General features: G+C 63.8%; 22 protein-coding genes and 1 tRNA gene. 6 read left to right on the top strand and 17 right to left on the bottom strand.

Going from position 1 to position 21,898, the window contains the following annotated elements; translation table 11 throughout:
* Positions 1–61: 61 nt before the first annotated feature.
* From I6A82_RS08790 to I6A82_RS08815, 6 genes are all read right to left on the bottom strand, one after another.
* A tRNA-Lys gene (locus I6A82_RS08790) sits at positions 62–137 on the bottom strand.
* 163 nt (positions 138–300) lie between these two features.
* The gene (gene rodA / locus I6A82_RS08795; protein ID WP_198094552.1) at positions 301–1,425 is read right to left on the bottom strand and encodes a rod shape-determining protein RodA; all 1,125 of its coding nucleotides are present in this window, start codon (positions 1,423–1,425) and stop codon (positions 301–303) included.
* A complete protein-coding gene (gene mrdA, locus I6A82_RS08800) occupies positions 1,422–3,383 on the bottom strand; it encodes a penicillin-binding protein 2 (protein WP_198094553.1) in 1,962 nt (653 codons plus the stop codon). Before mrdA ends, rodA begins: the two co-directional genes overlap by 4 nt.
* Positions 3,380–3,934 (bottom strand): rod shape-determining protein MreD, encoded by a 555-nt coding sequence (gene mreD / locus I6A82_RS08805; RefSeq protein WP_198094554.1) that lies wholly within the window; start codon positions 3,932–3,934, stop codon positions 3,380–3,382. Before mreD ends, mrdA begins: the two co-directional genes overlap by 4 nt.
* A 6-nt stretch (positions 3,935–3,940) precedes the next feature.
* On the bottom strand, positions 3,941–4,849 hold the full coding sequence (gene mreC / locus I6A82_RS08810; protein WP_198094555.1) for a rod shape-determining protein MreC: 909 nt from the start codon (positions 4,847–4,849) through the stop codon (positions 3,941–3,943).
* A gap of 46 nt (positions 4,850–4,895) precedes the next feature.
* Entirely contained in the window at positions 4,896–5,936 is a 1,041-nt protein-coding gene (locus I6A82_RS08815) for a rod shape-determining protein (protein WP_187335997.1), read from the bottom strand.
* Positions 5,937–6,075: 139 nt separating this feature from the next.
* Between I6A82_RS08815 and mutL the strand changes: the two genes are divergently transcribed.
* From mutL to I6A82_RS08835, 4 genes are all read left to right on the top strand, one after another.
* Positions 6,076–7,953, top strand: coding sequence for a DNA mismatch repair endonuclease MutL (mutL, locus tag I6A82_RS08820; protein WP_198094556.1), 1,878 nt, complete (start codon positions 6,076–6,078; stop codon positions 7,951–7,953).
* A 641-nt stretch (positions 7,954–8,594) separates the two neighbouring features.
* The gene (locus tag I6A82_RS08825) at positions 8,595–9,014 is read left to right on the top strand and encodes a PAS domain-containing protein (RefSeq protein WP_232343377.1); all 420 of its coding nucleotides are present in this window, start codon (positions 8,595–8,597) and stop codon (positions 9,012–9,014) included.
* A gap of 170 nt (positions 9,015–9,184) precedes the next feature.
* Positions 9,185–9,676: a hypothetical protein gene (locus I6A82_RS08830; protein WP_198094558.1), complete on the top strand. Its 492-nt coding sequence runs from the start codon at positions 9,185–9,187 to the stop codon at positions 9,674–9,676.
* 60 nt (positions 9,677–9,736) lie between these two features.
* Positions 9,737–10,342: a hypothetical protein gene (locus tag I6A82_RS08835; protein ID WP_198094559.1), complete on the top strand. Its 606-nt coding sequence runs from the start codon at positions 9,737–9,739 to the stop codon at positions 10,340–10,342.
* A gap of 56 nt (positions 10,343–10,398) precedes the next feature.
* On the opposite strand, the gene I6A82_RS08840 is transcribed toward I6A82_RS08835, so the two are convergent.
* From I6A82_RS08840 to I6A82_RS08890, 11 genes are all read right to left on the bottom strand, one after another.
* On the bottom strand, positions 10,399–10,857 hold the full coding sequence (locus tag I6A82_RS08840; protein WP_198094560.1) for a MaoC family dehydratase: 459 nt from the start codon (positions 10,855–10,857) through the stop codon (positions 10,399–10,401).
* Between the two features lie 102 nt (positions 10,858–10,959).
* Positions 10,960–12,171 (bottom strand): alkaline phosphatase family protein, encoded by a 1,212-nt coding sequence (locus I6A82_RS08845; protein WP_198094561.1) that lies wholly within the window; start codon positions 12,169–12,171, stop codon positions 10,960–10,962.
* Between the two features lie 83 nt (positions 12,172–12,254).
* Complete coding sequence (ychF, locus tag I6A82_RS08850) at positions 12,255–13,355, bottom strand: redox-regulated ATPase YchF (protein WP_198094562.1); 1,101 nt, start codon at positions 13,353–13,355, stop codon at positions 12,255–12,257.
* A 118-nt stretch (positions 13,356–13,473) separates the two neighbouring features.
* Positions 13,474–14,043, bottom strand: coding sequence for an aminoacyl-tRNA hydrolase (pth, locus tag I6A82_RS08855; RefSeq protein WP_198094563.1), 570 nt, complete (start codon positions 14,041–14,043; stop codon positions 13,474–13,476).
* A 42-nt stretch (positions 14,044–14,085) separates the two neighbouring features.
* Entirely contained in the window at positions 14,086–14,493 is a 408-nt protein-coding gene (locus I6A82_RS08860; RefSeq protein ID WP_198094564.1) for a hypothetical protein, read from the bottom strand.
* A complete protein-coding gene (locus I6A82_RS08865) occupies positions 14,490–15,176 on the bottom strand; it encodes a 50S ribosomal protein L25/general stress protein Ctc (protein ID WP_187336007.1) in 687 nt (228 codons plus the stop codon). The genes I6A82_RS08860 and I6A82_RS08865 overlap by 4 nt, the downstream gene beginning before the upstream one ends.
* Positions 15,177–15,326: 150 nt before the next feature.
* On the bottom strand, positions 15,327–16,220 hold the full coding sequence (locus tag I6A82_RS08870) for a TraB/GumN family protein (RefSeq protein WP_198094565.1): 894 nt from the start codon (positions 16,218–16,220) through the stop codon (positions 15,327–15,329).
* Positions 16,221–16,324: 104 nt separating this feature from the next.
* Positions 16,325–17,281, bottom strand: a complete 957-nt coding sequence (locus tag I6A82_RS08875) for a TraB/GumN family protein (protein ID WP_198094566.1) — start codon at positions 17,279–17,281, stop codon at positions 16,325–16,327.
* 77 nt (positions 17,282–17,358) lie between these two features.
* Positions 17,359–17,991 carry a hypothetical protein gene (locus tag I6A82_RS08880; protein WP_198094567.1) on the bottom strand — a complete coding sequence of 211 codons (633 nt, stop codon included), beginning with the start codon at positions 17,989–17,991 and terminating at the stop codon, positions 17,359–17,361.
* Positions 17,981–18,193, bottom strand: coding sequence for a helix-turn-helix transcriptional regulator (locus I6A82_RS08885; RefSeq protein WP_198094568.1), 213 nt, complete (start codon positions 18,191–18,193; stop codon positions 17,981–17,983). The genes I6A82_RS08880 and I6A82_RS08885 overlap by 11 nt, the downstream gene beginning before the upstream one ends.
* On the bottom strand, positions 18,190–18,618 hold the full coding sequence (locus I6A82_RS08890) for a hypothetical protein (RefSeq protein ID WP_198094569.1): 429 nt from the start codon (positions 18,616–18,618) through the stop codon (positions 18,190–18,192). The genes I6A82_RS08885 and I6A82_RS08890 overlap by 4 nt, the downstream gene beginning before the upstream one ends.
* Positions 18,619–18,846: 228 nt before the next feature.
* Between I6A82_RS08890 and I6A82_RS08895 the strand changes: the two genes are divergently transcribed.
* Entirely contained in the window at positions 18,847–19,716 is an 870-nt protein-coding gene (locus I6A82_RS08895) for a glycine--tRNA ligase subunit alpha (RefSeq protein WP_232343597.1), read from the top strand.
* Entirely contained in the window at positions 19,713–21,887 is a 2,175-nt protein-coding gene (gene glyS, locus I6A82_RS08900) for a glycine--tRNA ligase subunit beta (protein WP_198094571.1), read from the top strand. Before I6A82_RS08895 ends, glyS begins: the two co-directional genes overlap by 4 nt.
* The last annotated feature ends 11 nt before the right edge of the window (positions 21,888–21,898 follow it).

The raw sequence follows: 21,898 nt of genomic DNA on the forward strand, positions 1-21,898 counted from the left end.
GAACGAGCCGCATTCTCAGGCAGCCAGGGGCACAAGCCAAATGTTATCAATTAATGAAAAATGGTGGACGCACTAGGGCTCGAACCTAGGACCCGCTGATTAAGAGTCAGCTGCTCTACCAACTGAGCTATGCGTCCCCATGGCCGCGGCGCCTGTTGGGGCGCGCTTGGGAAGGCGGCATTTGGTTCATGGGAGCCGCATTGTCAACGCTTGAATGCGCTGCGGCAGCGAAAAATTTTGAAGGTGCCGGAGAGAGGGTGCCGCTGCGGCCTTTCACGCTACTAGGTCCGCTGCGATTTCCTACGAAAAAGCGCCGCCGCCCCGGCCGGGCTTGCGATCGACTGACATGATGAGGCCGATGCAGATCATGATCGTCAGCATGGAACTGCCGCCATGGCTCAGGAACGGCAGCGGAATGCCCACCACGGGGGCGAGGCCCATCACCATCATCAGGTTGATCGCGACGTAGAAAAAGATGGTGGTGGTCAGCCCTGCGGCGACCAGCTTTCCGTAGCGCGTGTTGGCGCGCAGCGCGACCGCGAAGCCCCAGCGGAACAGCAGCGCAAAGCCGATAAGGATCGCGATGCCGCCCATCAGTCCCCATTCCTCGCTCATCGTGGCGAACACGAAGTCGGTATGGCCTTCGGGCAGATAGTTGAGGTGGCTCTGCGTGCCGTTGAGGAAGCCCTTGCCCCACAGCCCGCCCGATCCGATCGCGATCTTGGACTGGCTGATATGATAGCCCGCGCCCAGTGGATCGGCCGACGGATCGAGGAAGGTTGTCACGCGCCCGCGCTGATAATCGTGCAGCACGAAGAAGAAGGCGAGGGGGGCGATCACTGCGATCGCCGCGCCCGCGCCCACGAACAGGCGCATCGGCAGGCCGGCCATGAAGGCCACGGTGACGCCGCCCGCGACGATGGTGATGGTGGTGCCGAGATCGGGCTGCAGGAGCACGAGCGCGCTGGGCAAACCCATCAGCACCAGCGGCGGCCAGATCGCGTCGAAGGTGTAAAGCTTGCTCGGTGGCAACCGATCGAAGAACAGGGCGACCGCGAGGACGATGGTGGGTTTCATCAGCTCGGACGGTTGCAGCGTGATAACGCCCAGATTCAGCCAGCGCTGGCTGCCGCCGCCGATCTGGCCGAGCAGCTCCACCAGAAGCAGCATGCCCAGCACCGCGCCGTAAATAGGAAAGGTCATGCGCTTCCAGAAATCCGGCGAGAAGCGCGAAATGACGATGGCAAGGCCGAGGGCGACCGTGAAGCGCACGAGATGCGGCGCAGCCCAGGGCATCAGATGGCCACCGGCTGCGCTGTAGAGCACCACGCCGCCGAAACCGGCCAGGCAGAACAGGGTCAGGATAAGCTTCCAGGGAAGCTCCGCAATGGGGGCGGGGACGATGCCGCCGGGGCGCGTGCTCATGTCGTCTGCTCCCCGTCCTTAGTGTCCGATTGCGCTTCACCGCTTTGGCGGGCGCGGAAAAGGGCGAGATCGCGCGCCATGCGCTGTTCGATATCGCCGCCCCACTGCTTTTCCAGCGCGAGGAGCGAATCCATCGCCTTCTGACGGTCATAGAGATACAGCAGAACGTCGCGGGCCACCGGATAGGCCGCGCCGGATCCGCCGCCATGTTCGATCACCGTGGCGCAGGCATAGCGCGGGTTGTCGAACGGCGCGAAGGCGATGAAGAGGCCGTGGTCGCGATATTTCCAGATGGTGTTCTTGCCGTCGCCGCGCGACAGGCTGACCACCTGCGCGGTGCCGGTCTTGCCCGCCAGTTTGACATTGTCGAGCGGCAGGCGCGCACGGCCGGCGGTGCCGGGGCCGTTCACCACGTCCGACATCGCGTTGCGCACGCGAACGATATGGTCTTCGGGGAAACCGAGGCTGGCTGGCGGCGGGGCCTGCTGATCCATGACGAGGTGCGGCATTAGTTTCTTGCCGGTAGCGAGCCGCGCGCACATCACGGCGAGCTGGAGCGGATTGGCAAGATAATAGCCCTGGCCGATGCTGGCGTTCACCGTGTCATAGGTCTGCCAAGGTTTGCCGAACTTCTTCTCCTTCCAGCTTGGGCTGGGCACCGTGCCGTAGAACTGGCTGGTGACGGGCAGGGGGAATTCCTGCCCCATGCCGAGCTGGTCGACGAAGTTCGCGACCTTTTCGAAGCCGACCTTCTGCGCGAAGTGATAGAAATAGCTGTCGCAGCTCTGGTAGATGCCCTTGGCCATATCGACCACGCCATGATTGCCCCAGCAGTGGAAGAAGCGGTTGCCGATGCGTCGTCCGCCGCCGCAGATGATGCTCTCGTCCGGATCGATGCCGTTCTCCATGAACGCCATCGCGTGGCTGGGCTTCACGGTGGAGCCGGGCGGATAGAGGCCCTTTAGCGCCTTGTTGCGCAAGGGAACGTGATCGTCAGCCTGCAGCCACTTATATTCGCTCACGCCGATGCCGTCGGAGAAGCTGTTGGGATCGAAGCTGGGCATGGACGCCATCGTCAGGATGCCGCCGGTTTCGCAGTCAATCACGACCACGCTGCCCGATTCCTGACCCAGGCGCCGCGCGGCATAGTGATGCAGATCGATGTCGAGCGCGAGCTGCACGGGCTTGCCCGGCACGTCGGAGCGGGTGGTGAGTTCCTGCACGATCTTGCCGCTGGCCGTTACCTCGACGCGCTTGGCGCCGGGCTTGCCCTTCAGATCCTGCTCGAAGGCCGATTCCAGCCCGTCCTTGCCGATCTTGAAGCCGGGCGTGATGAGCAAGGGATCCTTGCTCTCGTCATATTCTTCCTTCGACGCGGTGCCGACATAGCCGATCAGATGGCCGACCGCGGCGCCCGCGGGATAGCGGCGCGAGAAGCCCTGGCGCGGCGACACGCCGGGCATGTCCGGCAGACGTACCGAGACGGCGGCATAGCGTTCCCAATCGAGCCCGGAGGCGACCTGGACGGGCTGGAACCCGCTCTTTTCGTCCAGTTCCTTGTTGATCCGGGTCACTTCCTCACCGCTGAGGTTGAGGAGCGTCGCCAGTTCGCGCACGGTGCCTTCCCGGTTGGCAAGGCGCTCGGGAATGATATCGACGCGGAAATCGGCGCGGTTGTCGGCGATCGGCTTGCCATAGCGATCGATGAACCAGCCGCGGCGCGGAGGCAGCAGCGTCAGGTTCACGCGGTTGCTTTCGGAAAGCAGCTTGTAGCGCTCGTTCTCGGCCACGGAGATATACGTCATGCGCGCGGCCAAGGCGAGGCCCAGCACGCCTTGCACGCCGCCGACGAACATCGCCCGGCGGGTGAAGGTGAAGTCCTGCTGCGCGCTGTTGATCGTCTTGGGCGGCTTGGAGCGTTTGCTGGTGCTGCGGCGGCGCCTGCGGAAGGAAATCATGCCGACAAACGCCACCTGTCCAGCGCGGACACAATGCGCGCCACGATCGGAAAACCGAAGATCGAAAGCAGAATTTGCGGCACCAGCGGCTCCAACCCGGCCGGTTCATACACCAGCCCCACTATCAGCATGCCCCCAATGATCGCGAATATAAGGCATAAAGCCGCAACAAGCCAGTCCTGCCAGTAATCGCGCCAGTTGGTGCGATCATTGATCAGGCTGAGCGCGATCACCACGACGGACCACAGGAACGCCGCGCTTCCGATCGGCTGGCCGGAGAACAGATCGTCGAACAGGCCGAGCGGAAAGCCGATCCAGATCGGCCACAGGCCGGGGCGCAGCTGGCGCCAGGCGATCAACATCATGAGGCCGAGCGGCGGGAGCAGCGGCAGCGCGGTAAGGATGGGCAGGGTGGTGACGAGCGAGGCGACCAGCACCGAGATGATCGGCACGGCATTCGCCTTCAGCGGCGAGGCGCGCCGGTTCAGCCTTGATCGGTAACGGCGGCGCTTGGCGACGGGATAGGCATTGGTGACTGTGGAACGGCGCATGGCGGCTTATTCGCCCGCCGCGTCATCCGCCGGCAGATCGGAGGCGGGGGCCTCCGGCGCCTTGGGCGGGGCCACGGGAATGAAGACGCGCTGCACCATCGCATAGCTGGTGTCGGCGGGCTGCGCGAACGGCCGCGCCACCGCGCCGTCCGGCGTCAGGCGCAGCACCTGCGCCACCGGAATGTCGGGCGCATAAAGGCCGCCATTGCCGCTGGTCACCAGCACATCGCCCGCACGGAACGGGTTCTGCCCCGCATTGATCGCGCGAATTTCGACATTGCCGTCGGCAAGGCCGGTGGAAAAAGCGGGCAGGCCGTCGCTTGCGCGGCGCACCGGCACCACGTTCTCCGGATCGGTGATGAGCAGAATGGTCGCGGTGCCTGCGCTGGCGTTCAGGATGCGGCCGACCAGCCCTTTGGGGCTGCGCACCGGCTGACCCGAGCGCACGCCGCGCCGCGTGCCGACCGATAGCGTCGCGAGGCGGCGCGTGGAGGAGGCGCTGGTGCTGATGAGGCGGCCTACTGCGACCCGTTCGGCGGTGTTCTGGACCAGGCCGAGCATCTGATGCAGACGCTCGATCTCGCGCTCCTGCGAGCGGGCCTTGATCAGCTCCGCGCGATAGGCATCGACCTGCCGCTGCAGTTCGGCATTTTTGCGTCCGGCGTTCACATAAGCGGCGATGGTGCTGCCGGCGCCGCCCACGGCGCGGCGGCCGCCGTCCACGCCCTCGGCCACCGGCGCCGTCGCCTCACGCCCGATCGAACGGAGCGCGGCGAACCCGGTTGGGTCGATCAGCGAGATGGCAAGCAGCAGCAGTCCGCCCAGCGCACCGGCCACCGCCAGCACATAGCCGGCGAAAATGCCATATTGCGCCTTGCGGGAAAAACCCGGACGCCGGCTCGGCGGCGTGGCCATGTCGGTCGCTCCCCCCTGATGGACGGCGAATGGTGAACGGGCGGGCTCAGGCGGTCGTCAAAACCCCGCGGAAGATCGGATCTTCCATCGCGCGGCCGGTGCCGATCGCAACGCAGGTGAGCGGATCCTCGGCCACCGTCACGGGCAGGCCAGTCTCGTCGCGAAGCTGCTCGTCGAGGCCCGCCATTAGGGCGCCGCCGCCGGTGAGCACGATGCCCTGATCGACGATGTCCGCGGCCAGTTCCGGCGCGGTGTTTTCCAGCGCGATGCGCACGCCTTCCACGATCGTGCCGATCGGTTCTGACAGCGAATCGGCGATCTGGCCCTGATTGATGGCGATTTCCTTGGGCACGCCGTTCACAAGATCGCGGCCCTTGATGTGGATCGTCTGGCCGATGCCGTCGGCAGGGGCGCGGGCGATGCCATATTCCTTCTTGATCCGCTCCGCCGTGGCTTCGCCGATCAGCAGATTGTGGTGACGACGGACATAGGAGACGATCGCCTCGTCCATCTTGTCGCCGCCGGTGCGCACCGAGGTGGTGTAGGCAAGGCCGCGCAGGGACAGCACGGCGACTTCGGTCGTGCCGCCGCCGATATCCACCACCATGGAGCCGATCGGTTCGGTCACCGGCATATCGGCGCCGATCGCAGCGGCCATCGGCTCTTCGATCAGGAACACTTCCGATGCACCCGCATTGCTGGCGGCATCGCGGATCGCGCGGCGTTCCACGCTGGTGGAGCCCGACGGCACGCAAATGACGATCTCGGGATAGCTGAACATCCGGCGCTTGCCGTGCACCTTGTGGATGAAATGCTTGATCATCTGCTCGGCGACATCGATGTCCGCGATCACGCCGTCGCGAAGCGGGCGGATCGCCTCGATCGAATCGGGCGTCTTGCCCATCATCATCTTGGCGTCGTCGCCCACGGCGCGCACCTTCTTGATGCCCTGCAGCGTCTCGATCGCCACCACCGAAGGCTCGTTCAGGACGATGCCCTGGCCGCGCACATAGACCACCGTGTTCGCGGTGCCGAGGTCGATCGCCATGTCATGCGAGTTGAACTTGAAGAGACGAGAGAAAACCATGACTATTCCTGTGCCTTGGGTGGGGCGGGTCCCTGTTGGCAAATCCTATAGCGGGTTCGAGCCGCCGTTTCGGCAGCGAAACATCCTATCGCGCTATGGGGAGTCGCCTGATGCGTGCGCTTCGGCTAGATCGCCCCCCATGTCAATAAGAAGGCTTCCCGAATCCCTGGTCAATCGCATCGCCGCCGGAGAGGTGGTGGAAAGGCCCGCCAGCGCTCTGAAGGAGATCGTCGAAAACGCGATCGATGCGGGCGCGCAAAGCATTGCGATCCGGCTGGGAAGCGGCGGTCTGGGCCTTATCGAAGTCACCGACGACGGCTGCGGCATGGTGCGTGCGGAGATGGAACTCGCGCTGGAACGGCACGCCACGTCTAAGCTGCCCGAGAGCCTGCTGGGCGAAACCGAAGCGCTGGAACTGGTTGAAACGCTCGGCTTTCGCGGTGAGGCGTTGCCGTCGATCGCCTCGGTCGCGCGGCTCACCATCGAAAGCCGCACGAAGGACGGCGAGGGCTGGTCCCGCACCGTCGACCACGGCCTGCTGGCGGAGGAAGGCCCGGCGGCCATTCCGCCGGGTACGCGGGTGCGTGTGGAGGAGTTGTTCGCCAAGGTGCCCGCGCGGCGCAAATTCCTGCGCAGCGCGCGATCCGAATATGCCGCCGCGCTCGATGCGGTAAAGCGCCTCGCCATGGCGCGGCCCGAAATCGGCTTCACGCTGGACCATGACGGGCGGCGCACGCTCTCGGTGCAGCCGGGCATGACCGGGCCGGAACGGGTCGCCGCGCTCACCACGCCGGGCCTTGTCGAAAACAGCGTCGCGGTGGAGCTGGAGCGCGAGGGCGTAACGCTGGGCGGGGTCGCCAGCCTGCCCACCTTCAACCGCGGCGTGGCCGACCACCAATATCTGTTCGTCAACGGCCGCCCGGTGAAGGATCGGCTGCTGACCGGCGCGGTGCGCGGCGCCTATGCCGACATGCTTGCGCGCGATCGCCATGCCGTGCTGGCGCTGTTCCTCGACGTGCCGCCGGAAGCGGTCGATGTGAACGTCCACCCCGCCAAGACCGAAGTCCGCTTTCGGGAGCCGCAGATGATCCGCGGCATGATCGTCTCGGGGCTGCGGCGTGCGCTGGAGGAGGCGGGCTTTCGCTCTGTCAGCCGCCCGAGCCAGTCGAGCGAGCAGCTCTGGCAGCAGGAACCGGTGCGCGAGCCCGAACGCATGCTGTGGTCGCAAGGCAGCGCGGCGCTGTCCTCCTCCCATATCCAGGAGGGGCTGGAGGTGGGGTCGCCCAATGAATACGCCGCCGCTTCCAGCCTGGGGCATCATCCCATGCCCACCCCGCCGAGCGAGGGAGAGGGGAATAGCTTCCGCGAGGATCCCACCCCCTTCGCCCCCATGGGCCGCGCCGCGCCGGCAATCGAAGCCGTGCCGCAGGCGGCCGATCATCCGCTCGGCGTTGCGCGCGGGCAGGTCGCGAAGACCTATATCGTGGCAGAAGCAGAAGATGGGCTCGTGATCGTCGATCAGCATGCCGCGCATGAACGGCTGGTGCTGGAACGCATGCGCGCCGCGGCGGGCGAGGGGGCTGTGCCAGCACAGCGCCTGCTGATGCCCGAGGTGATCGAGCTGGAAGAAACAGCTTGCGACCGGCTGGAAGCGCGCGCGGACGAACTCGCCGCGTTCGGGCTCGAGCTGGAGCGCTTCGGCGCGGGCGCTATGCTGGTGCGCAGCGTGCCGGCAATGCTGGGCGACGGCAATGTTCTGGGCCTGATCGAAGACCTCGCCGACGAACTCGCTGCCTATGACGAGGCACTGAGCCTGAAAGAACGCATCGACCATGTCGCCGCCACCATGGCCTGCCACGGCTCCGTCCGCGCGGGCCGCGTGCTCAACGTGGCCGAAATGAACCAGCTATTGCGCGACATGGAAGCCACCCCCCGCTCCGGCCAATGCAACCACGGGCGGCCCACCTGGGTGAAACTGGGCCACAAAGATATCGAGAAGCTATTCGGGCGGAAGTGAGCTGATGCGTCGAGCCGTTCTGATGACGTTTTAAGGTTTCGCGGGACCAAAAGCCTGCAGTCGCTAAAGCGCCCCATTGCGATCGTTTATTAATTATCTAACGACGGGGTCCATGGCACTTAGAGACGTACGGGCAATCGCCGCAGCGGCTGTCGCGGCTCCGCTTGCCGGAACGCTCTGGTGGATGCTCTTGGACGAGATATCGTTCACTCAGGCTTTCAGTTCTCCGATCCCGTATTTTTTGACGGCCGTAAGCTGGTTTTTGGCGACTCCTATCTATGTCCTCGCCGAGTCTTGGATAGCTGGACGGCTATCGCGGTTGTTGGTTCTCTCGACGATCGGAGCTGCCCCTTTCGTGATCAGGGCGCTCACCTATTTTTTAACCCCAAGAAACATTTTTGCCTCTGTTCTGATTTTGACAGTTGCGTGGTTGGCGACGGCGACCTTTTTGGCCGTAGAGCAGTTGTTCCGGCGGCGGACTCAAACCTAGACCCCTTGGCTTTCAGGTCCGCGAACGCGTCATCTAATTTGATGAAAGGGGCCTCGTTGCTTGCCAACAGCGTCATTATCCGAAGGGGTAATCGACGGGCGGCGGTCGCTCATGTCAGGTACGGGCAATGGTCACGGTGCCGAGATACTGGATGAAGCAGAAACGGGACATGTCGCCGGAGGCCGTAGCCATCACCATTGCGGGATCGGTCGGCCTCAGCGGAAACGATCTGGCGGTCGGGTTGCTCGAAAAGTCAAAAGACTGCGTCAAGCTGCTAAGCATCGACGGCCATCTGGATTTCATGAACTGCAACGGCCTCCTTGCTTTGGAGATCGACGATACCGCCGATGTGATCGGCCGCCTCTGGTGGGACTTGTGGCCCGAGCCCTCGCGTCCTTTCGTCGAAGCACGGTTCCGTATCGCTGCGCAAGGCGGGGAAGCCGAGTTCGAGGCGGACTGTCCCACGGCGAAGGGCGCACTGCGGCGATGGTCCGTGAACCTGCGGCCGCTATGCGCTGCATCCGGACAGGTGGTTTCCGTCCTGTGCACATCGCGGGACGTAACCCGCTGAAGCTGCACGCCAGACGGCACGGAAAGCCACTTCCGAAAATCGATCGGGCAGTATCGTCGGACCGCAATCGACGCAACCGGGGGCGCAATGCGCCGCAAGAGCATTGAATTGCAGCGCTCCCGCACTTAGCGCATCGCCCCATCGATCCATGCGAATCGAGGGAGATCCCTATGCACCTGCGCCTGTCCGTCGTCCTGAGCTTGACCGCCGCCCTGCCGCTCGCGCTGGCCGCCTGTTCGGACAAGAGCGAGGAAGAGATCGCCAAGGAAAACAACACTTATCTGCCCGCCGATGCGCCGCCGACGGCGAAGGAGCGGCCGATCGTGCTCGATGCGCTGACCCAGGCCGATTATGAGGCGCGGCTTGGCAGCGGCCCGACCTGTCGTTTCACCAGCGCGGACGGGCGCGAGCTGTTCGTGGCTGCCGGTCCGGCAAATGGCGCGGCCAAGGGCAAGGGGCTGTTGAAGCTGGGCGGCGATTTCCGCACGCTGCAGGCGGATACGGCCGGGGGGATCGAGGCGATCCAGAATGGCGGTCGTTTCTCGGACGGCAATGTCATCGCGGTGATCGAGGCCGCGGGAGGTCAGGGCGATATGACGGTGGCGATCGCCGACGGCAACGAGGCGCGCTTCGACGACGGTCTGTGGACCTGCGGCGCCTGAGCCGATTTAGCGCGCCATCGCGCCTTTAAAAACAGGCAGCAACGGGCTATCTCCGCCTGCATGAAAGCCTTTCTGTTTATTGCCGCTGCCCCGATCCTTCTGGCATCTTGCGCCCGTACCGTTCCCGTAGATGAGTTCGAGCCGGATCGCAGCGTAGCCGAACTGGCGCAAACGACGTCCGGCCCATCGCTAGGTGCGTCGCCCTCTCAGGCGGAACCGGCACAGAGCAGCCAGGCCGCACTCAATCTGCAGGCCGTTACCGCCGCCGATTTCGGCGGAGCGATCGATCCCTTGCAGAGCTGTTCGTTCACCTCCGCGGCAGACGAACTGCTGCTGGTGGCAGCCTCCCCGGCGGGCGCGATGGAACGCCCGCGCGCGGTGGTGCGGCTGCCCGGCGGGGTCGTGCGCCTGGATGGCATGCGCGGCGGCGGCTATAACTACCTCACCGAAGGCCCGGCCTTTCAGAATCAGAAGGGCCTGACGATTACGATCGTGCGGGACGATACCGCCTCCGCCCCGGTCACGGTGCCGACTGACGCGGCTAATGGGGAGCCAGTGCCAGGTGCAGTGGAAGCGAATGCGCAGAGCTGGCCGGCGACGCTCACCGTCATTACCGAGCAGGCCGAGCAGCAATATCCGCAAGGTGTGTATACCTGCGGCATCTGACGGCTGCGCGGGAAAGCTGACGACCTGGAAGCCCTGCTTAGACCTGCGAGTGCCGGTCAGTCGTTCGCTTCCGGATCGCGCACGCGGATGAGGCCGTTCGCGATCATCGACAGAACCGGTTCGTCCTTTTGATTGAAGGTGGTCTGCCGCGTTTTCGTAATGCCCATTTCAGGGCGCGAGCCCGAGCGGCGCTTTTCGATCAGTTCGCTTTCCACCCGCAACACATCACCCGGGTAAACCGGGCGCAGCCAACGCAATTCGTCAATGCCTGGTGAGCCGAGCGAGGCCTGCGCCTCATCCTCCCAACTATCGACCATCATCCGCATGGTCATGGCGCAAGTGTGCCAGCCGCTGGCGGAAAGCTTGCCGAAATAGGTTTCGGCCGCCGCCGCATCGTCAAGATGAAAAGGCTGTGGATCATAGGCGGTGGCGAACTGCAGCACCTCCTCGCGTGTGACTTCGTAGCGACCGAATTTGCGCTGCGAACCGACGATCAGGTCTTCGTAAAATTGCATGGCCGCAATCTTCGGTCACGTCCCGGCAGATGGCAAGCGATTAAGACGCCTCACAGGAAGCGGTGAGGCCCGGCCGAACGCCCTTCCTTTTGGCGCCCGCGGTTACTTGCGTGTCAGCGCCTTGGCCAGATTGTCGCTGCCGTCGCTTTTCAGCGGCTCGATACCGATCAGGCGGGCGAGCAGGGGATAGATATCGACATTGTCGAACGTGCCCTTGGCTTCCCCGGTGATGTCCGGGCCGCTGGCGGCGAACAGCGCAAGCATGTCGGGGTCCTGATTGTCATAGCCATGCGCGCCGCCCGAAACCGGGTAGGGCGGATCGCCTGCCAGGATCGTCCAGCCGGGCTCGGCAATGCAGATGATCGCTGCGACGCGCGGGTTCTCACCGTAATCGAGGCGACCCGGCAGGTCCTTTTTGCGCCGGCAATCCATATGGTCGTGCGCCTTCAACAGTGCGTCATAGACAATGTCGTCGGTGCCCGCGGCAGGCTCGATCGCGGCATAGGGCCCGCCTTCGACCATGATGAAGCTGTCGAGCGGCAGCAGATCGGCAAGCTGAACCACCTTCGCCGGGTCCACCGCGCGCATGCCGTGATCGGCGACCACGACGATGTCCGCGTTCACGCCCATGGCGCGCAGGCCTTCGCGCAGATAGCCGATTTCGGCATCGACGTTCTGGATTGCCGCGTTCACTTCCGCGCTGTCCGGACCGTAACGGTGCCCGGCGGTGTCCACCGTATCGAAATACAGCGTTACGAAGCGCGGACGAATATCAGCCGGACGGCGCATCCAATCGAGTACCGCATTCACCCGCTGACGACCGGTTACCGCCTGATCGAAGCGCTGCCAGTCCTGCGGCCGCTGGTCATGGATCGCGACTTCGCTGCCGGGCCAGAACATCGTGGCGGTGCGCACGCCCTGCTTTTCGGCAGTGACCCAGATCGGCTCCGCCTCGTCCCACCAGAAGGGGTCGAGCGACTGCTTGGGATCGCCCAGCGAGAACATCACGCCCGGTCGGCGCGGGTCGATCATCGAGTTGCCGACGATGCCGTTATTGTCGGGCCGCTTGCCGGTGACGAGCGTGTAGTGATTGGGGAAGGTCTTGGTGGGAAAGCTTGGCCGCATCGGCGCGCTGGTGCCCTCCGCCGCGATGGCCGAGATATTCGGGCTGATGCCGCGGTTCAGATAATCGGCGCGAAAACCATCAATGCCGATCAAGATAACAGGGGTGGGCGCATCCTGCGGCGGCGGCGCTTCCTGCGCGAGCGCCGGAGCGGCGATCAGCGCCAGGATCAGCAGAACCAGTTTCTTCATGTTATACTCCGTCACCCGGCGCGGGCATCAGCAATCCAACCGCCTGTGGATTGTAGAGCCGAAATGTTACGGCTGTGCGCCGATCACACGTTGAACTTGAACAGCATCACATCGCCGTCCTGCACCAGATATTCCTTGCCCTCCTGGCGCAGGCGACCGTGTTCGCGTGCGCCGGCTTCGCCCTGATATTCGACATAATCGTCATAGGCGATGGTTTCGGCGCGGATGAAGCCGCGCTGGAAGTCGCTGTGGATTTCGCCCGCCGCTTCGGGGGCCTTGGCGCCCTTGTGCACCGTCCAAGCGCGCGCTTCCTTGGGGCCGCAGGTGAAGAACGTCTGCAGATTGAGCAACTCGTAACCCGCGCGGATGATACGGGCGAGGCCGGTTTCCTCCAGCCCCATTTCGGAGAGAAATTCCATCTTCTCCTCCTGGCTCATGCCGACAAGGTCCGCCTCGATCGCGGCGGAAACGATCACTGCCTCCGCGCCTTCGGCTTTCGCCTTTTCGAACACGCGCGCGCTATATTCATTGCCGTTCGCCGCCGCGTCTTCTTCGACATTGCAGACATAGAGCACGGGCTTCGCGGTGAGCAGCTGCGCCTGCGCGAACAGCCGGGCCTCTTCCTCGTCTGCCGGTTCGGTAAGCCGTGCGGGCTTGCCGTCGCGCAGCAGATCGAGCGCCTTGGAGAGAACCGCGGCGGTGGCCTTGGCTTCCTTGTCGCCGCTGGCCCCGCGCTTCTGCAAATTGGGCACGCGCTTTTCGAGGCTTTCGAGGTCGGCGAGCATCAGCTCGGTCTCCACCGTCTCGGCATCGGCGATGGGATCGACCTTGTTCTCGACATGCTGGATGTCGTCATTCTCGAAGCAGCGCAGCACATGGACGATGGCGTCCACTTCGCGGATATTGCCGAGAAACTGGTTGCCCAGACCCTCGCCGGTGGAGGCGCCGCGCACCAGGCCGGCAATGTCCACGAAGCTGAGCTGCGTCTCGATGATCTTCGCGCTGCCCGCGATGCCGGCGATCTTCTGCAAACGCGGATCGGGCACGGCGACCTGGCCGACATTCGGCTCGATCGTGCAGAAAGGATAATTGGCCGCCTGCGCCGCCTGCGTCTCCGTAAGCGCATTGAACAGCGTGGACTTGCCGACATTCGGCAGCCCGACGATCCCGCATTTGAAACCCATGAGATACTCGTCCTGATGTGATGCCAGCGCATCTAGCGCCGCAAGCGGCAGATTTCCAGTGGCGCGCGGGGGGGCGATGCCGCGTCTGCGCGCGCAGCCCGCTTGAAGGGATGGGGCGTCAGCCCTGCATCCGCAGCGCGACCTCATTCATGAAGCGGGCATCCTCGTCCTTCGCCAGCCACTCTGCTTCCGCACCGATCGCGCCGAGCATGTCCGCAAGATCGTTCATTTCAGTCTTGGCGAAATTGCCGAGGACATGGCCGTTCACGCGCTCCTTGGAGCCGGGGTGGCCGATGCCGATGCGCACGCGGCGGAAGTCCGCGCCGATATGCGCGTCGATGGAGCGCAGGCCGTTATGGCCGGCGTGGCCGCCGCCCGTCTTCACCTTCAGCTTGAATTCCTGGAGGTCGAGCTCGTCATGGAAGACGGTGACGTCGGCGGGCTCCAGATTATAGAAGCGCATCGCCTGGCCGACGCTTTGGCCGCTCTCGTTCATGAACGTCGCGGGCTTCAGGCACAGGATCTTCTCACTGCCGAAGCGCCCTTCGACCAGCCAACCGGAGAACTTCTTCGAAGGCGCGGGAAAATCGTGCAGTTCCGCAATGGCGTCCAGCGCCATGAAGCCCACATTGTGCCGGTGCAGCGCATAGCGCGGGCCCGGATTGCCGAGGCCGACCCAGAGCTGCATGACGGATGCCTCCTGATTGAGTGCGTCTGATGAGAATGCGCGTCAGGGCGCGGCAGGATCGAGACCCTGATCGAGCTGCTGGGTAAAACCATCCACCGAGCTGTAGACGGCGGTGCAATTGGTCAACTGCGCCTCACGTTCGGCCGGCGGCATGACGACCACCACCTGCTTTCCGCGGTTCAGCATGGCGAGCGCGCCTTGGGCGGAAAGCTGGCTGATGCGCCCTTGAAAGAAGGCGATCAGGATGTCGAGTTGGCGGAGGCGTTCGGCCTTCTGGGCCGGCGGGATGCGCTGATTGACCGCGATCGCCTGCGCCTGCGACGTCAGCAGGGCATAGCAGGAAAAATCGCTCTGTGCGGTTGGCTGCTGCTGCGCGGCAGCCGGGGCAAGCATGAAGGGGGCGGCGATGAGCGCCGCCCCGATCAACGTCTTGCGACAGCGTCCGATCATTCGGACGGCTTGTCTTCTTCTTCGCCTTGCTCGCCCATGACGGTCTCGGCATGCTGTTCGGTGACTTCGGTCTCGGTGACCTCGTCTTCGCCGGATTCGCCTTCATCGCGCTTCAGCGCCGACGGAGCGACGATGGTGGCGATGGTGAAATCGCGGTCGGTGATCGCGCTTTCCGAGCCCTCGGGCAGCGTGACCGCCGAGATGTGGATCGAATCGCCGACTTCCAGGCCGGTGACGTCGATTTCGATCTCGCCGGGGATCTTGTCGGAAGCGCAAAGCAGTTCCAGCTCGTGACGCACGACGTTCAGAACGCCGCCGCGCTTAAGGCCGGGCGATGCTTCCTCATTCACGAATACGACGGGGACGTTCACGTCGATCTTCGCGTTCTTGTCGAGACGCAGGAAGTCGACATGCATCGGGCGATCGGTGACCGGATCGAAATGGACGTCCTTGGGCAGCGTGCGCTCGGTAGAGCCGTCCAGCGTCACTTCGACAACGCTGTTCATGAAGTGGCCGGTCATGAGGAGCTTGAACAGCTCCTTTTCGGACACGTGAATGGACGCGGCGTCCTTCTTGTTGCCGTAGATCACGGCGGGAACGCGGCCTTCACGACGCAGTGCACGGGAGGCTCCCTTGCCCGCCCGCTCGCGCGCTTCGGCCGACAGGGTCAGCTGATCGCTCATTGTAATTCTCCAGTTGGTTGTCTCGTCCGGCACCCTCCAGGGATGAATATGCCGCACGAAGGCGCGCGCTATAGGGGGGAAGGGGGATAAAGGCAAGGCCGAGCCATTGGTAGGCGCAGTCCAGTGATCTGTGCTTGCCAAGCGGCAAACTTACTGCACCCGCACCACCTTATATCCCTTGGCCGCGAGAAACTCGCGCACATTGTCCGGACCCACCAGATGCCCGGCACCCACTGCGACGAACGGATGCTCGTTTTTCTTCAGCATTGCATCCAGCCGCTCCGCCCAGGCGCGGTTGCGCGCGACCAGCACCGCTTCGCGAATGCGCGGCGTGTCCATCATGCCGCCCTGCGAAGCCTTGATGAGCCCGGATTCATTGCCGCTCGCCCAGGCCTGGAGCAGCTTTTCGAATTCGGCGCGCGCGTCCGACGTATCCGACACCACATCCTTCAGCATCTGCCGCTGTTCTGTCTCCGGTAGCGTATCGAAGGCGCCGAGCTGTTCTTCCATCGTCTCCAGCCCGCAAATCGGCTTGTCGGCCTTTTTGAAGTGCGCCTCGACCACAGTTTCCACGCCGTCCGCGCGGTCCAGCCCCAGCTTTTCGTGCTGGGCGGACGCCAGTGTCAACGCCGCGGCCCAGCTTTCCATGCCGTCCAGCATCATGCGGGCAAGGCCGATGCCATCCTTCGCCTGTTCCAGCTCCGGTTTCAGATCGGCGGGCAGGCGTTCCTCGACCGGGGGCAGATTAGGGGAGAAGGCGAGCGCCTTGAATGCGCCGGCCAGTTTCTGCGGATCATCCGCGCCCAGCACTTCGATCACCAGCGCATCGGAGCGGTCCATCGCCTTGTCCAGCGCCGGGCTCTGCCACTCCACGCCCTCGGGCAGCAAGTGGACCGTCCCGAAGAGATAGGCTTGAGGGCCGCCGTCCGCGCCTTCCACCGCCCAGAGCGCAGGCTTGGCGGAAGGGCTGACGTCATAGGTCGGCGCGGCGTCGGAGCAACCATAGAGCGCGACGAGCGAGAGCAGGGCGAGGAGGAAGCGCATGGACCAGACCTATGATGCGCCGGGCTTAAGCAAATGCAAAGGGGGCGCATCTTCGCCCAACTTTCCATCGCAATCACATGCGGCTAGCTTGCTCGTTCCTCCAGTTACTCTACCCGTACCGCGTTCAGTCCGTAACGTTTCAGCTGATCCTGCACGCTGTCGGCGCCTGCAAGGTGCCCTGAACCCACAGCCAGAAACACCGTGCCGGGCTGCTCCAGCCGATGATCGATCCACTTGGCCCAGTTCTCGTTACGCTGGGTCAGCATCGCCTTGCGCAGCACCGGATCGTTCATGCCCTCGTTGAGGAGTTCGGCCAGCTTCTCCGGCTCGCCCGCGGCCCAGTCTGACACCATTTCGTCCATCGCCTCGTCCGCATCGGGCAAGGTGTCGACGGTCTCGTTCAGCCATTTCACTTGGCTCGTCATCGGTAGGCTGTCGAGAAAGCCGAGCTGTTCCTCGATGGTTTCCAGCCCGATCATCGGCTTGGCCGCGGCCTTCGCCTTGGCCTGTAGGATGCTTTCGACACCGCTATTGGGATCGAACCCCGCCTTGGCAAAGCCCAGCAGCGACAGATTCATGGTCGCCAGCCACGGCTCGAAGCTGTCGAAGGTGGGGTAGGGGATGCCGAAGCTGGTGAGCGCGGCTTCATACTGGCTGCGGTCCTCGCCCTCCAGCCGATCGCGCAGCTTCACGCCCGTCTGATCGGTTCCGAGCCGCTGAAAAGTGGCCACCGTCGCTGCCTGATCGTCGCCCGGCAGCACCTCGAACACCGCGCTGTCGCTGGCATCCCACGCGGCCTTCACGGGGCCTGCAAACCAGTCGATCCCCGGCTTCAGCATGTGCACTGTGCCGAACAGATAGATCTTGGTGTCGTCATCCTCCACCAGCCACAAGGCTGGATCGGCCTGCACCGTTGCGGGTGCGCTGGCCGGGGCGGCCTCGCCCTGCGCCGCCGCCGCGCCAGGCTGCACGGCCTCCTGCGCATTGGCCGCACCGAAGCCGATCAAGCCAAGGCCAAGGGCGCCGGCCAGGGCGGATTTGCGGAGAGTGGCGAAGGTCATGGAAAAGCTCCTCTGAAAAGGCTTCCGTCAAGATAGGAACCGGCGGTGTCGGTTGCGATATTGCGGAAGCGTTCGGCTCACCGATATTTTTGCCAGATCCATACGCCGCCCACCGTGAATACGGTAATCAGATAGAGCGCAATGCCGTTGACTTCAGGCACCCAGCCGCCGCGCGAGAGCAGCCACCATGTCGGCGCGCCAATCATGTATACGTAGATGCCCGCCAGGGCGCCTTGCTTGTAGGCCTCCATTTCCTGTTCATCGACCGCATAGCGATGCCAGTAATAGGACAGAGCAGGCAGCAGAATCGCGACGATGGCGGCAAGGGCAAGGGCGATGCCGGACGGCAACGGGCCGCCTGCGAAGACCGCATCCGCGCCGCCTGACGCTATGAGCGCGGCAGCGATAAGACCCCCGAGTGCGCCGGATGCGATCAGCACGTTGCGGTTCAGCCGTTCCTTGCGCGTCGCTGGCGCTTCGCCGTTGCCCGGGTTCAGCGAGCGGACGAGCAGCACCACCGCACCGGCAATCAGTACCAGAACGGCCGCCAGCACGGCATATCCTGCCGTGCCGGGAGAGCCGCCACCATGCTCCAAATGTGCCGACAAGAAGCCCGCGCCGATGCCGAGGAGAAAGATCAGCGCCAGGCAACTTGCCAATATCCAGAGGCCCCGTTTCAGCCCGGAGCGGCTGTCCTCCTTATCGATCATCTTCACTCCTCCACCCATCATCGAAAATCTCCTCTATGCTCTGTTCGAAAAGTCGTGCGATCTTGAAGGCCAGCGGCAGCGACGGATCATATTTGCCGGTTTCGATCGCGTTGATCGCCTGGCGCGAAACGTCGAGCTCCTCGCCCAGCCGCGCCTGGCTCCACTCCCGCTCGGCGCGCAGCACCCGCAGTCGGTTCTTCATCGTGCGGTGCGCACGCGCAGGAAGAGGTAGCAAAGGCTCCAACTGCCGAGCAGAGTGGCTAGCCCCTGATTAAGATCTGGAAACTTAAGCCAGTCCACCCGGCCAAACAGTTGTATCCAGAGCGCGATCGCGAAAAACGTGCTCAAATTCCCCGCCAGCGCCGCCTGGCTCATCAGGCGGAAGCTGTAATCTTCCGCAAAACGCCGATCCAGTCCGGTCAGCGCCGTGCCTAGAACACTGGCAGCGATGAGTCCGCCGGCAACGATCAGCGCCGCAGCGCCGAGATGAGCGGTGCCGAGATGGGGCTGGATCAGCACATTAAGAAACGCAGCCGTGGCAATGCCGAAGAAGATATCGAGCCATGGTGCGCGATATATTTTGTACGAGCCCCGGACCATCCGCTCCAAAGTAAACTTCGCCATCATCTGCCTCCCTTATGTCAGCTTTCCCTGACGAACTGTCACGATTCGCTGTCTATGTCAATAAGACCTGACCAACAGTCGCGTAGGGCTGACATGGTGTGCGAGCGGTCTTCGGCCCGGCTTGACCGTTCCGGGGCCATCCGCCAAGGCGGGCGCCGTCATCCATCTCGCGCGTGCGAAAGGAAAACCGTGGCCGCTACGCCGCCCGAAAAGCCGCTGAGTTTTCAGGACATGATCCTGACGCTCCACAATTACTGGAGCGCGCAGGGCTGTCTGATCCTGCAACCCTATGATCTGGAAATGGGCGCGGGCACCTTTCATACCGCGACCACGCTGCGCGCGCTGGGGCCGGACCCGTGGCGTGCCGCGTTCGTGCAGCCCTGCCGCCGCCCGACCGACGGGCGCTATGGCGAGAACCCCAACCGGCTGCAGCATTATTACCAGTATCAGGTGATCCTGAAGCCATCGCCGGAAAATCTGCAGCAGCTCTATCTGGACAGTCTGGTCGCGATCGGCATCGATCCGCTGCTCCATGATATCCGCTTCGTGGAGGATGACTGGGAAAGCCCCACGCTGGGCGCATGGGGCCTGGGCTGGGAAGTCTGGTGCGATGGGATGGAAGTGACGCAGTTCACCTATTTCCAGCAGATGGGCGGCTATGACTGCAAGCCGGTGTCCGGCGAGCTGACCTACGGGCTGGAGCGGCTGGCCATGTACATCCAGGGTGTCGACAGCGTCTACGATCTGGATTTCAACGGCCACGGCGTGACTTACGGCGATGTCTTCCTGGAAAATGAGAAGCAGATGAGCGCCTGGAACTTCGAACATGCCGATACCGAGGCGCTGTTCGATCTGTTCCGCAAGGCGACGGCGGAGAGCGAGAACTGCCTCAACGCCAAGCTGCCGATCCCGGCCTATGAGCAGGCGGTGAAGGCCAGCCATGTGTTCAACCTGTTGCAGGCCCGCGGCGTCATCTCCGTAGCCGAACGCGCCGCCTATATGGGCCGCGTCCGCGATCTCGCGAAGGGCGCGTGCGAAGCGCATATCGAGCGGCACACGCCCGACTGGACGGCGCGCTATCCCGACTGGAGCGTGGCATGACCGATTTCCTGCTCGAACTGCGATCGGAAGAAATTCCGGCGCGCATGCAGAAGGGTGCGCGCGCGGAGCTGGAGAAACTGTTCCGCGCCAAGCTCGGCGAGGCGGGGCTCACCGCATCCGCCATCACCGTCTATTCCACGCCGCGGCGTTTGGCGTTGATTGCCAAGGACTTGGCGGACGAAACGCAGGCGGTTTCCGAAGAGCGCAAGGGCCCGCGCGCCGATGCGCCGGACAAAGCGATCGAGGGCTTTCTGCGCTCCACGGGTCTCACGCGCGATCAACTGGTCGAGCGCGAGGACAAGAAGGGCAACGCCGTCCTGTTTGCGGTGATCGAAACGCCCGGCCGTGCCACGCGCGACGTTCTGGCCGAGGCGATCCCGGCGATCGTCCGCGAATTCTCTTGGCCGAAATCGATGCGCTGGGGCGCTGCCTCGCAGACCACCGAGTCCCTGCGCTGGGTGCGTCCGCTTTCCGGTATCGTCGCGCTGTTCGGCGAGCAGGTCGTCGAGTGTGAGGTCCATGGGGTGACGTCCGGCGCAGTGACGTTGGGACACCGTTTCCATCATCGCGGCGACATCACCATTGGTGACGCGGACGACTATGCGGTGAAGCTGCGTGCAGGCCATGTCATCGTCGATCATGAAGAGCGCGAGGCCATCGTGCGCGACGGCGCGGCGGAGGCGGCGGCGGACGCGGGGCTTTCGCTGGTTGCGGACGAAGGGCTGGTGGTGGAAAATGCCGGCCTCACCGAATGGCCGGTGCCGCTGCTCGGCCGGTTCGACGCAGCGTTTCTGGATGTGCCGCAGGAGGTGATCCAGCTCACCGCCCGCGTGAACCAGAAATATTTCGTCTGCGAGGACGGGGAGGGCCGCCTTGCCAACGCCTTTGTCTGTACCGCGAATATCGAAGCGACGGACGGCGGGGCGGCGCTGGTGGCGGGCAATGAAAAGGTGCTCGCCGCGCGGCTTTCGGACGCGAAGTTCTTCTGGGATCTGGACCGCAAGACGTCGCTCGCTGTGCATGCCGAAAAGCTGAAGGACATCGTCTTCCACGAGAAGCTGGGCACCGTCGCCGACAAGGTGGACCGCGTGGCCAAGCTAGCCCGCTGGCTGGTGGAAGAGGGGATTGTCGGCGACGGCGAGCCGGAAACCGCCGATCTGGCACAGAAGGCTGCCGAGCTTTGCAAGGCCGATCTGGTGACGGAGATGGTCGGCGAATTCCCCGAACTTCAGGGCCTTATGGGCGGTTATTATGCCGCAGCCGAGGGCCTGGACCCACGCGTGGCCGCCGCGATCCGCGATCATTACAAGCCGGTGGGGCAGGGCGACGATGTGCCCATCGCGCCAGTGACGGTGGCGGTGAGTTTGGCGGACAAACTGGATACCTTGATTCAGTTTTTCAGCGAAGATCTGAAACCAACTGGCTCGAAAGACCCCTTCGCCTTGCGGCGGGCGGCCTTAGGGGTAATTCAAATAATCGAAACGTCACACGTTCGATTGCCAGTCTTTGAAACTGCGCTGAGGGGCCTCGATTCAAACTGGAAAATTAAAAGCCCGGTCGATTTTTCAGCCTTTGCCGATGCTGCGCGAACGGCATTCAAAGACCGGCTTACGTCACGGTATGATGGTGACGAAAATCGTTATCTTCAGCGAATTTGGGATTTGCTAGATTTCTTCGCAGATCGCCTGAAAGTTCAGCAGCGCGAAGCAGGCGTCCGCCACGATCTCATCGACGCAGTGTTCGCGCTTGGCGGGGAGGACGATCTCGTCAGGCTGCTCGCCCGGGTGAAGGCGCTGCAGGCGTTCGTCGAGACGCCCGAGGGCACGGACCTTATAGCCGGATATAAGCGCGCGGCCAATATCCTGAAAAAGGAAGGCACTGAAGCGGCGGCGGAACAGCAAAACCTGTCCTACACGCCTGAAGCTGCGGAAAAGGCCCTGATCGATTCGCTGGCCGCAGCCGAGCCGCGCGCCCGCTCCGCTGTCGAGGCGGAGGATTTCGAGGGCGCGATGGCTGCGCTGGCATCACTGCGCGATCCGATCGACCGCTTTTTCGAAGGCGTGACGGTGAACGATGAGGACGAGACCAAGCGCGCCGCGCGCCTCGCTCTGCTGTCGCGTTTCCGGGCTGCCGTGAACCAGGTTGCCGATTTTTCTAAGATCGAAGGGTAAGGTTTTGAAAA

The sequence above is a fragment of the Novosphingopyxis sp. YJ-S2-01 genome (genome assembly GCF_016093175.1).
GTDB classification, from domain to species: domain Bacteria; phylum Pseudomonadota; class Alphaproteobacteria; order Sphingomonadales; family Sphingomonadaceae; genus Novosphingopyxis; species Novosphingopyxis iocasae.

Excerpts from the sequence above, each read along its gene's own strand:
- rodA (WP_198094552.1), bottom strand. The coding sequence starts at position 1,425 with ATGAGCACGCGCCCCGGCGGCATCGTCCCCGCCCCCATTGCGGAGCTT.
- mrdA (WP_198094553.1), bottom strand. The coding sequence starts at position 3,383 with ATGATTTCCTTCCGCAGGCGCCGCCGCAGCACCAGCAAACGCTCCAAG.
- mreD (WP_198094554.1), bottom strand. The coding sequence starts at position 3,934 with ATGCGCCGTTCCACAGTCACCAATGCCTATCCCGTCGCCAAGCGCCGC.
- mreC (WP_198094555.1), bottom strand. The coding sequence starts at position 4,849 with ATGGCCACGCCGCCGAGCCGGCGTCCGGGTTTTTCCCGCAAGGCGCAA.
- I6A82_RS08815 (WP_187335997.1), bottom strand. The coding sequence starts at position 5,936 with ATGGTTTTCTCTCGTCTCTTCAAGTTCAACTCGCATGACATGGCGATC.
- mutL (WP_198094556.1), top strand. The coding sequence starts at position 6,076 with ATGTCAATAAGAAGGCTTCCCGAATCCCTGGTCAATCGCATCGCCGCC.
- I6A82_RS08825 (WP_232343377.1), top strand. The coding sequence starts at position 8,595 with ATGAAGCAGAAACGGGACATGTCGCCGGAGGCCGTAGCCATCACCATT.
- I6A82_RS08830 (WP_198094558.1), top strand. The coding sequence starts at position 9,185 with ATGCACCTGCGCCTGTCCGTCGTCCTGAGCTTGACCGCCGCCCTGCCG.
- I6A82_RS08835 (WP_198094559.1), top strand. The coding sequence starts at position 9,737 with ATGAAAGCCTTTCTGTTTATTGCCGCTGCCCCGATCCTTCTGGCATCT.
- I6A82_RS08840 (WP_198094560.1), bottom strand. The coding sequence starts at position 10,857 with ATGCAATTTTACGAAGACCTGATCGTCGGTTCGCAGCGCAAATTCGGT.
- I6A82_RS08845 (WP_198094561.1), bottom strand. The coding sequence starts at position 12,171 with ATGAAGAAACTGGTTCTGCTGATCCTGGCGCTGATCGCCGCTCCGGCG.
- ychF (WP_198094562.1), bottom strand. The coding sequence starts at position 13,355 with ATGGGTTTCAAATGCGGGATCGTCGGGCTGCCGAATGTCGGCAAGTCC.
- pth (WP_198094563.1), bottom strand. The coding sequence starts at position 14,043 with ATGCAGCTCTGGGTCGGCCTCGGCAATCCGGGCCCGCGCTATGCGCTG.
- I6A82_RS08860 (WP_198094564.1), bottom strand. The coding sequence starts at position 14,493 with ATGATCGGACGCTGTCGCAAGACGTTGATCGGGGCGGCGCTCATCGCC.
- I6A82_RS08865 (WP_187336007.1), bottom strand. The coding sequence starts at position 15,176 with ATGAGCGATCAGCTGACCCTGTCGGCCGAAGCGCGCGAGCGGGCGGGC.
- I6A82_RS08870 (WP_198094565.1), bottom strand. The coding sequence starts at position 16,220 with ATGCGCTTCCTCCTCGCCCTGCTCTCGCTCGTCGCGCTCTATGGTTGC.
- I6A82_RS08875 (WP_198094566.1), bottom strand. The coding sequence starts at position 17,281 with ATGACCTTCGCCACTCTCCGCAAATCCGCCCTGGCCGGCGCCCTTGGC.
- I6A82_RS08880 (WP_198094567.1), bottom strand. The coding sequence starts at position 17,991 with ATGATCGATAAGGAGGACAGCCGCTCCGGGCTGAAACGGGGCCTCTGG.
- I6A82_RS08885 (WP_198094568.1), bottom strand. The coding sequence starts at position 18,193 with ATGAAGAACCGACTGCGGGTGCTGCGCGCCGAGCGGGAGTGGAGCCAG.
- I6A82_RS08890 (WP_198094569.1), bottom strand. The coding sequence starts at position 18,618 with ATGATGGCGAAGTTTACTTTGGAGCGGATGGTCCGGGGCTCGTACAAA.
- I6A82_RS08895 (WP_232343597.1), top strand. The coding sequence starts at position 18,847 with ATGATCCTGACGCTCCACAATTACTGGAGCGCGCAGGGCTGTCTGATC.
- glyS (WP_198094571.1), top strand. The coding sequence starts at position 19,713 with ATGACCGATTTCCTGCTCGAACTGCGATCGGAAGAAATTCCGGCGCGC.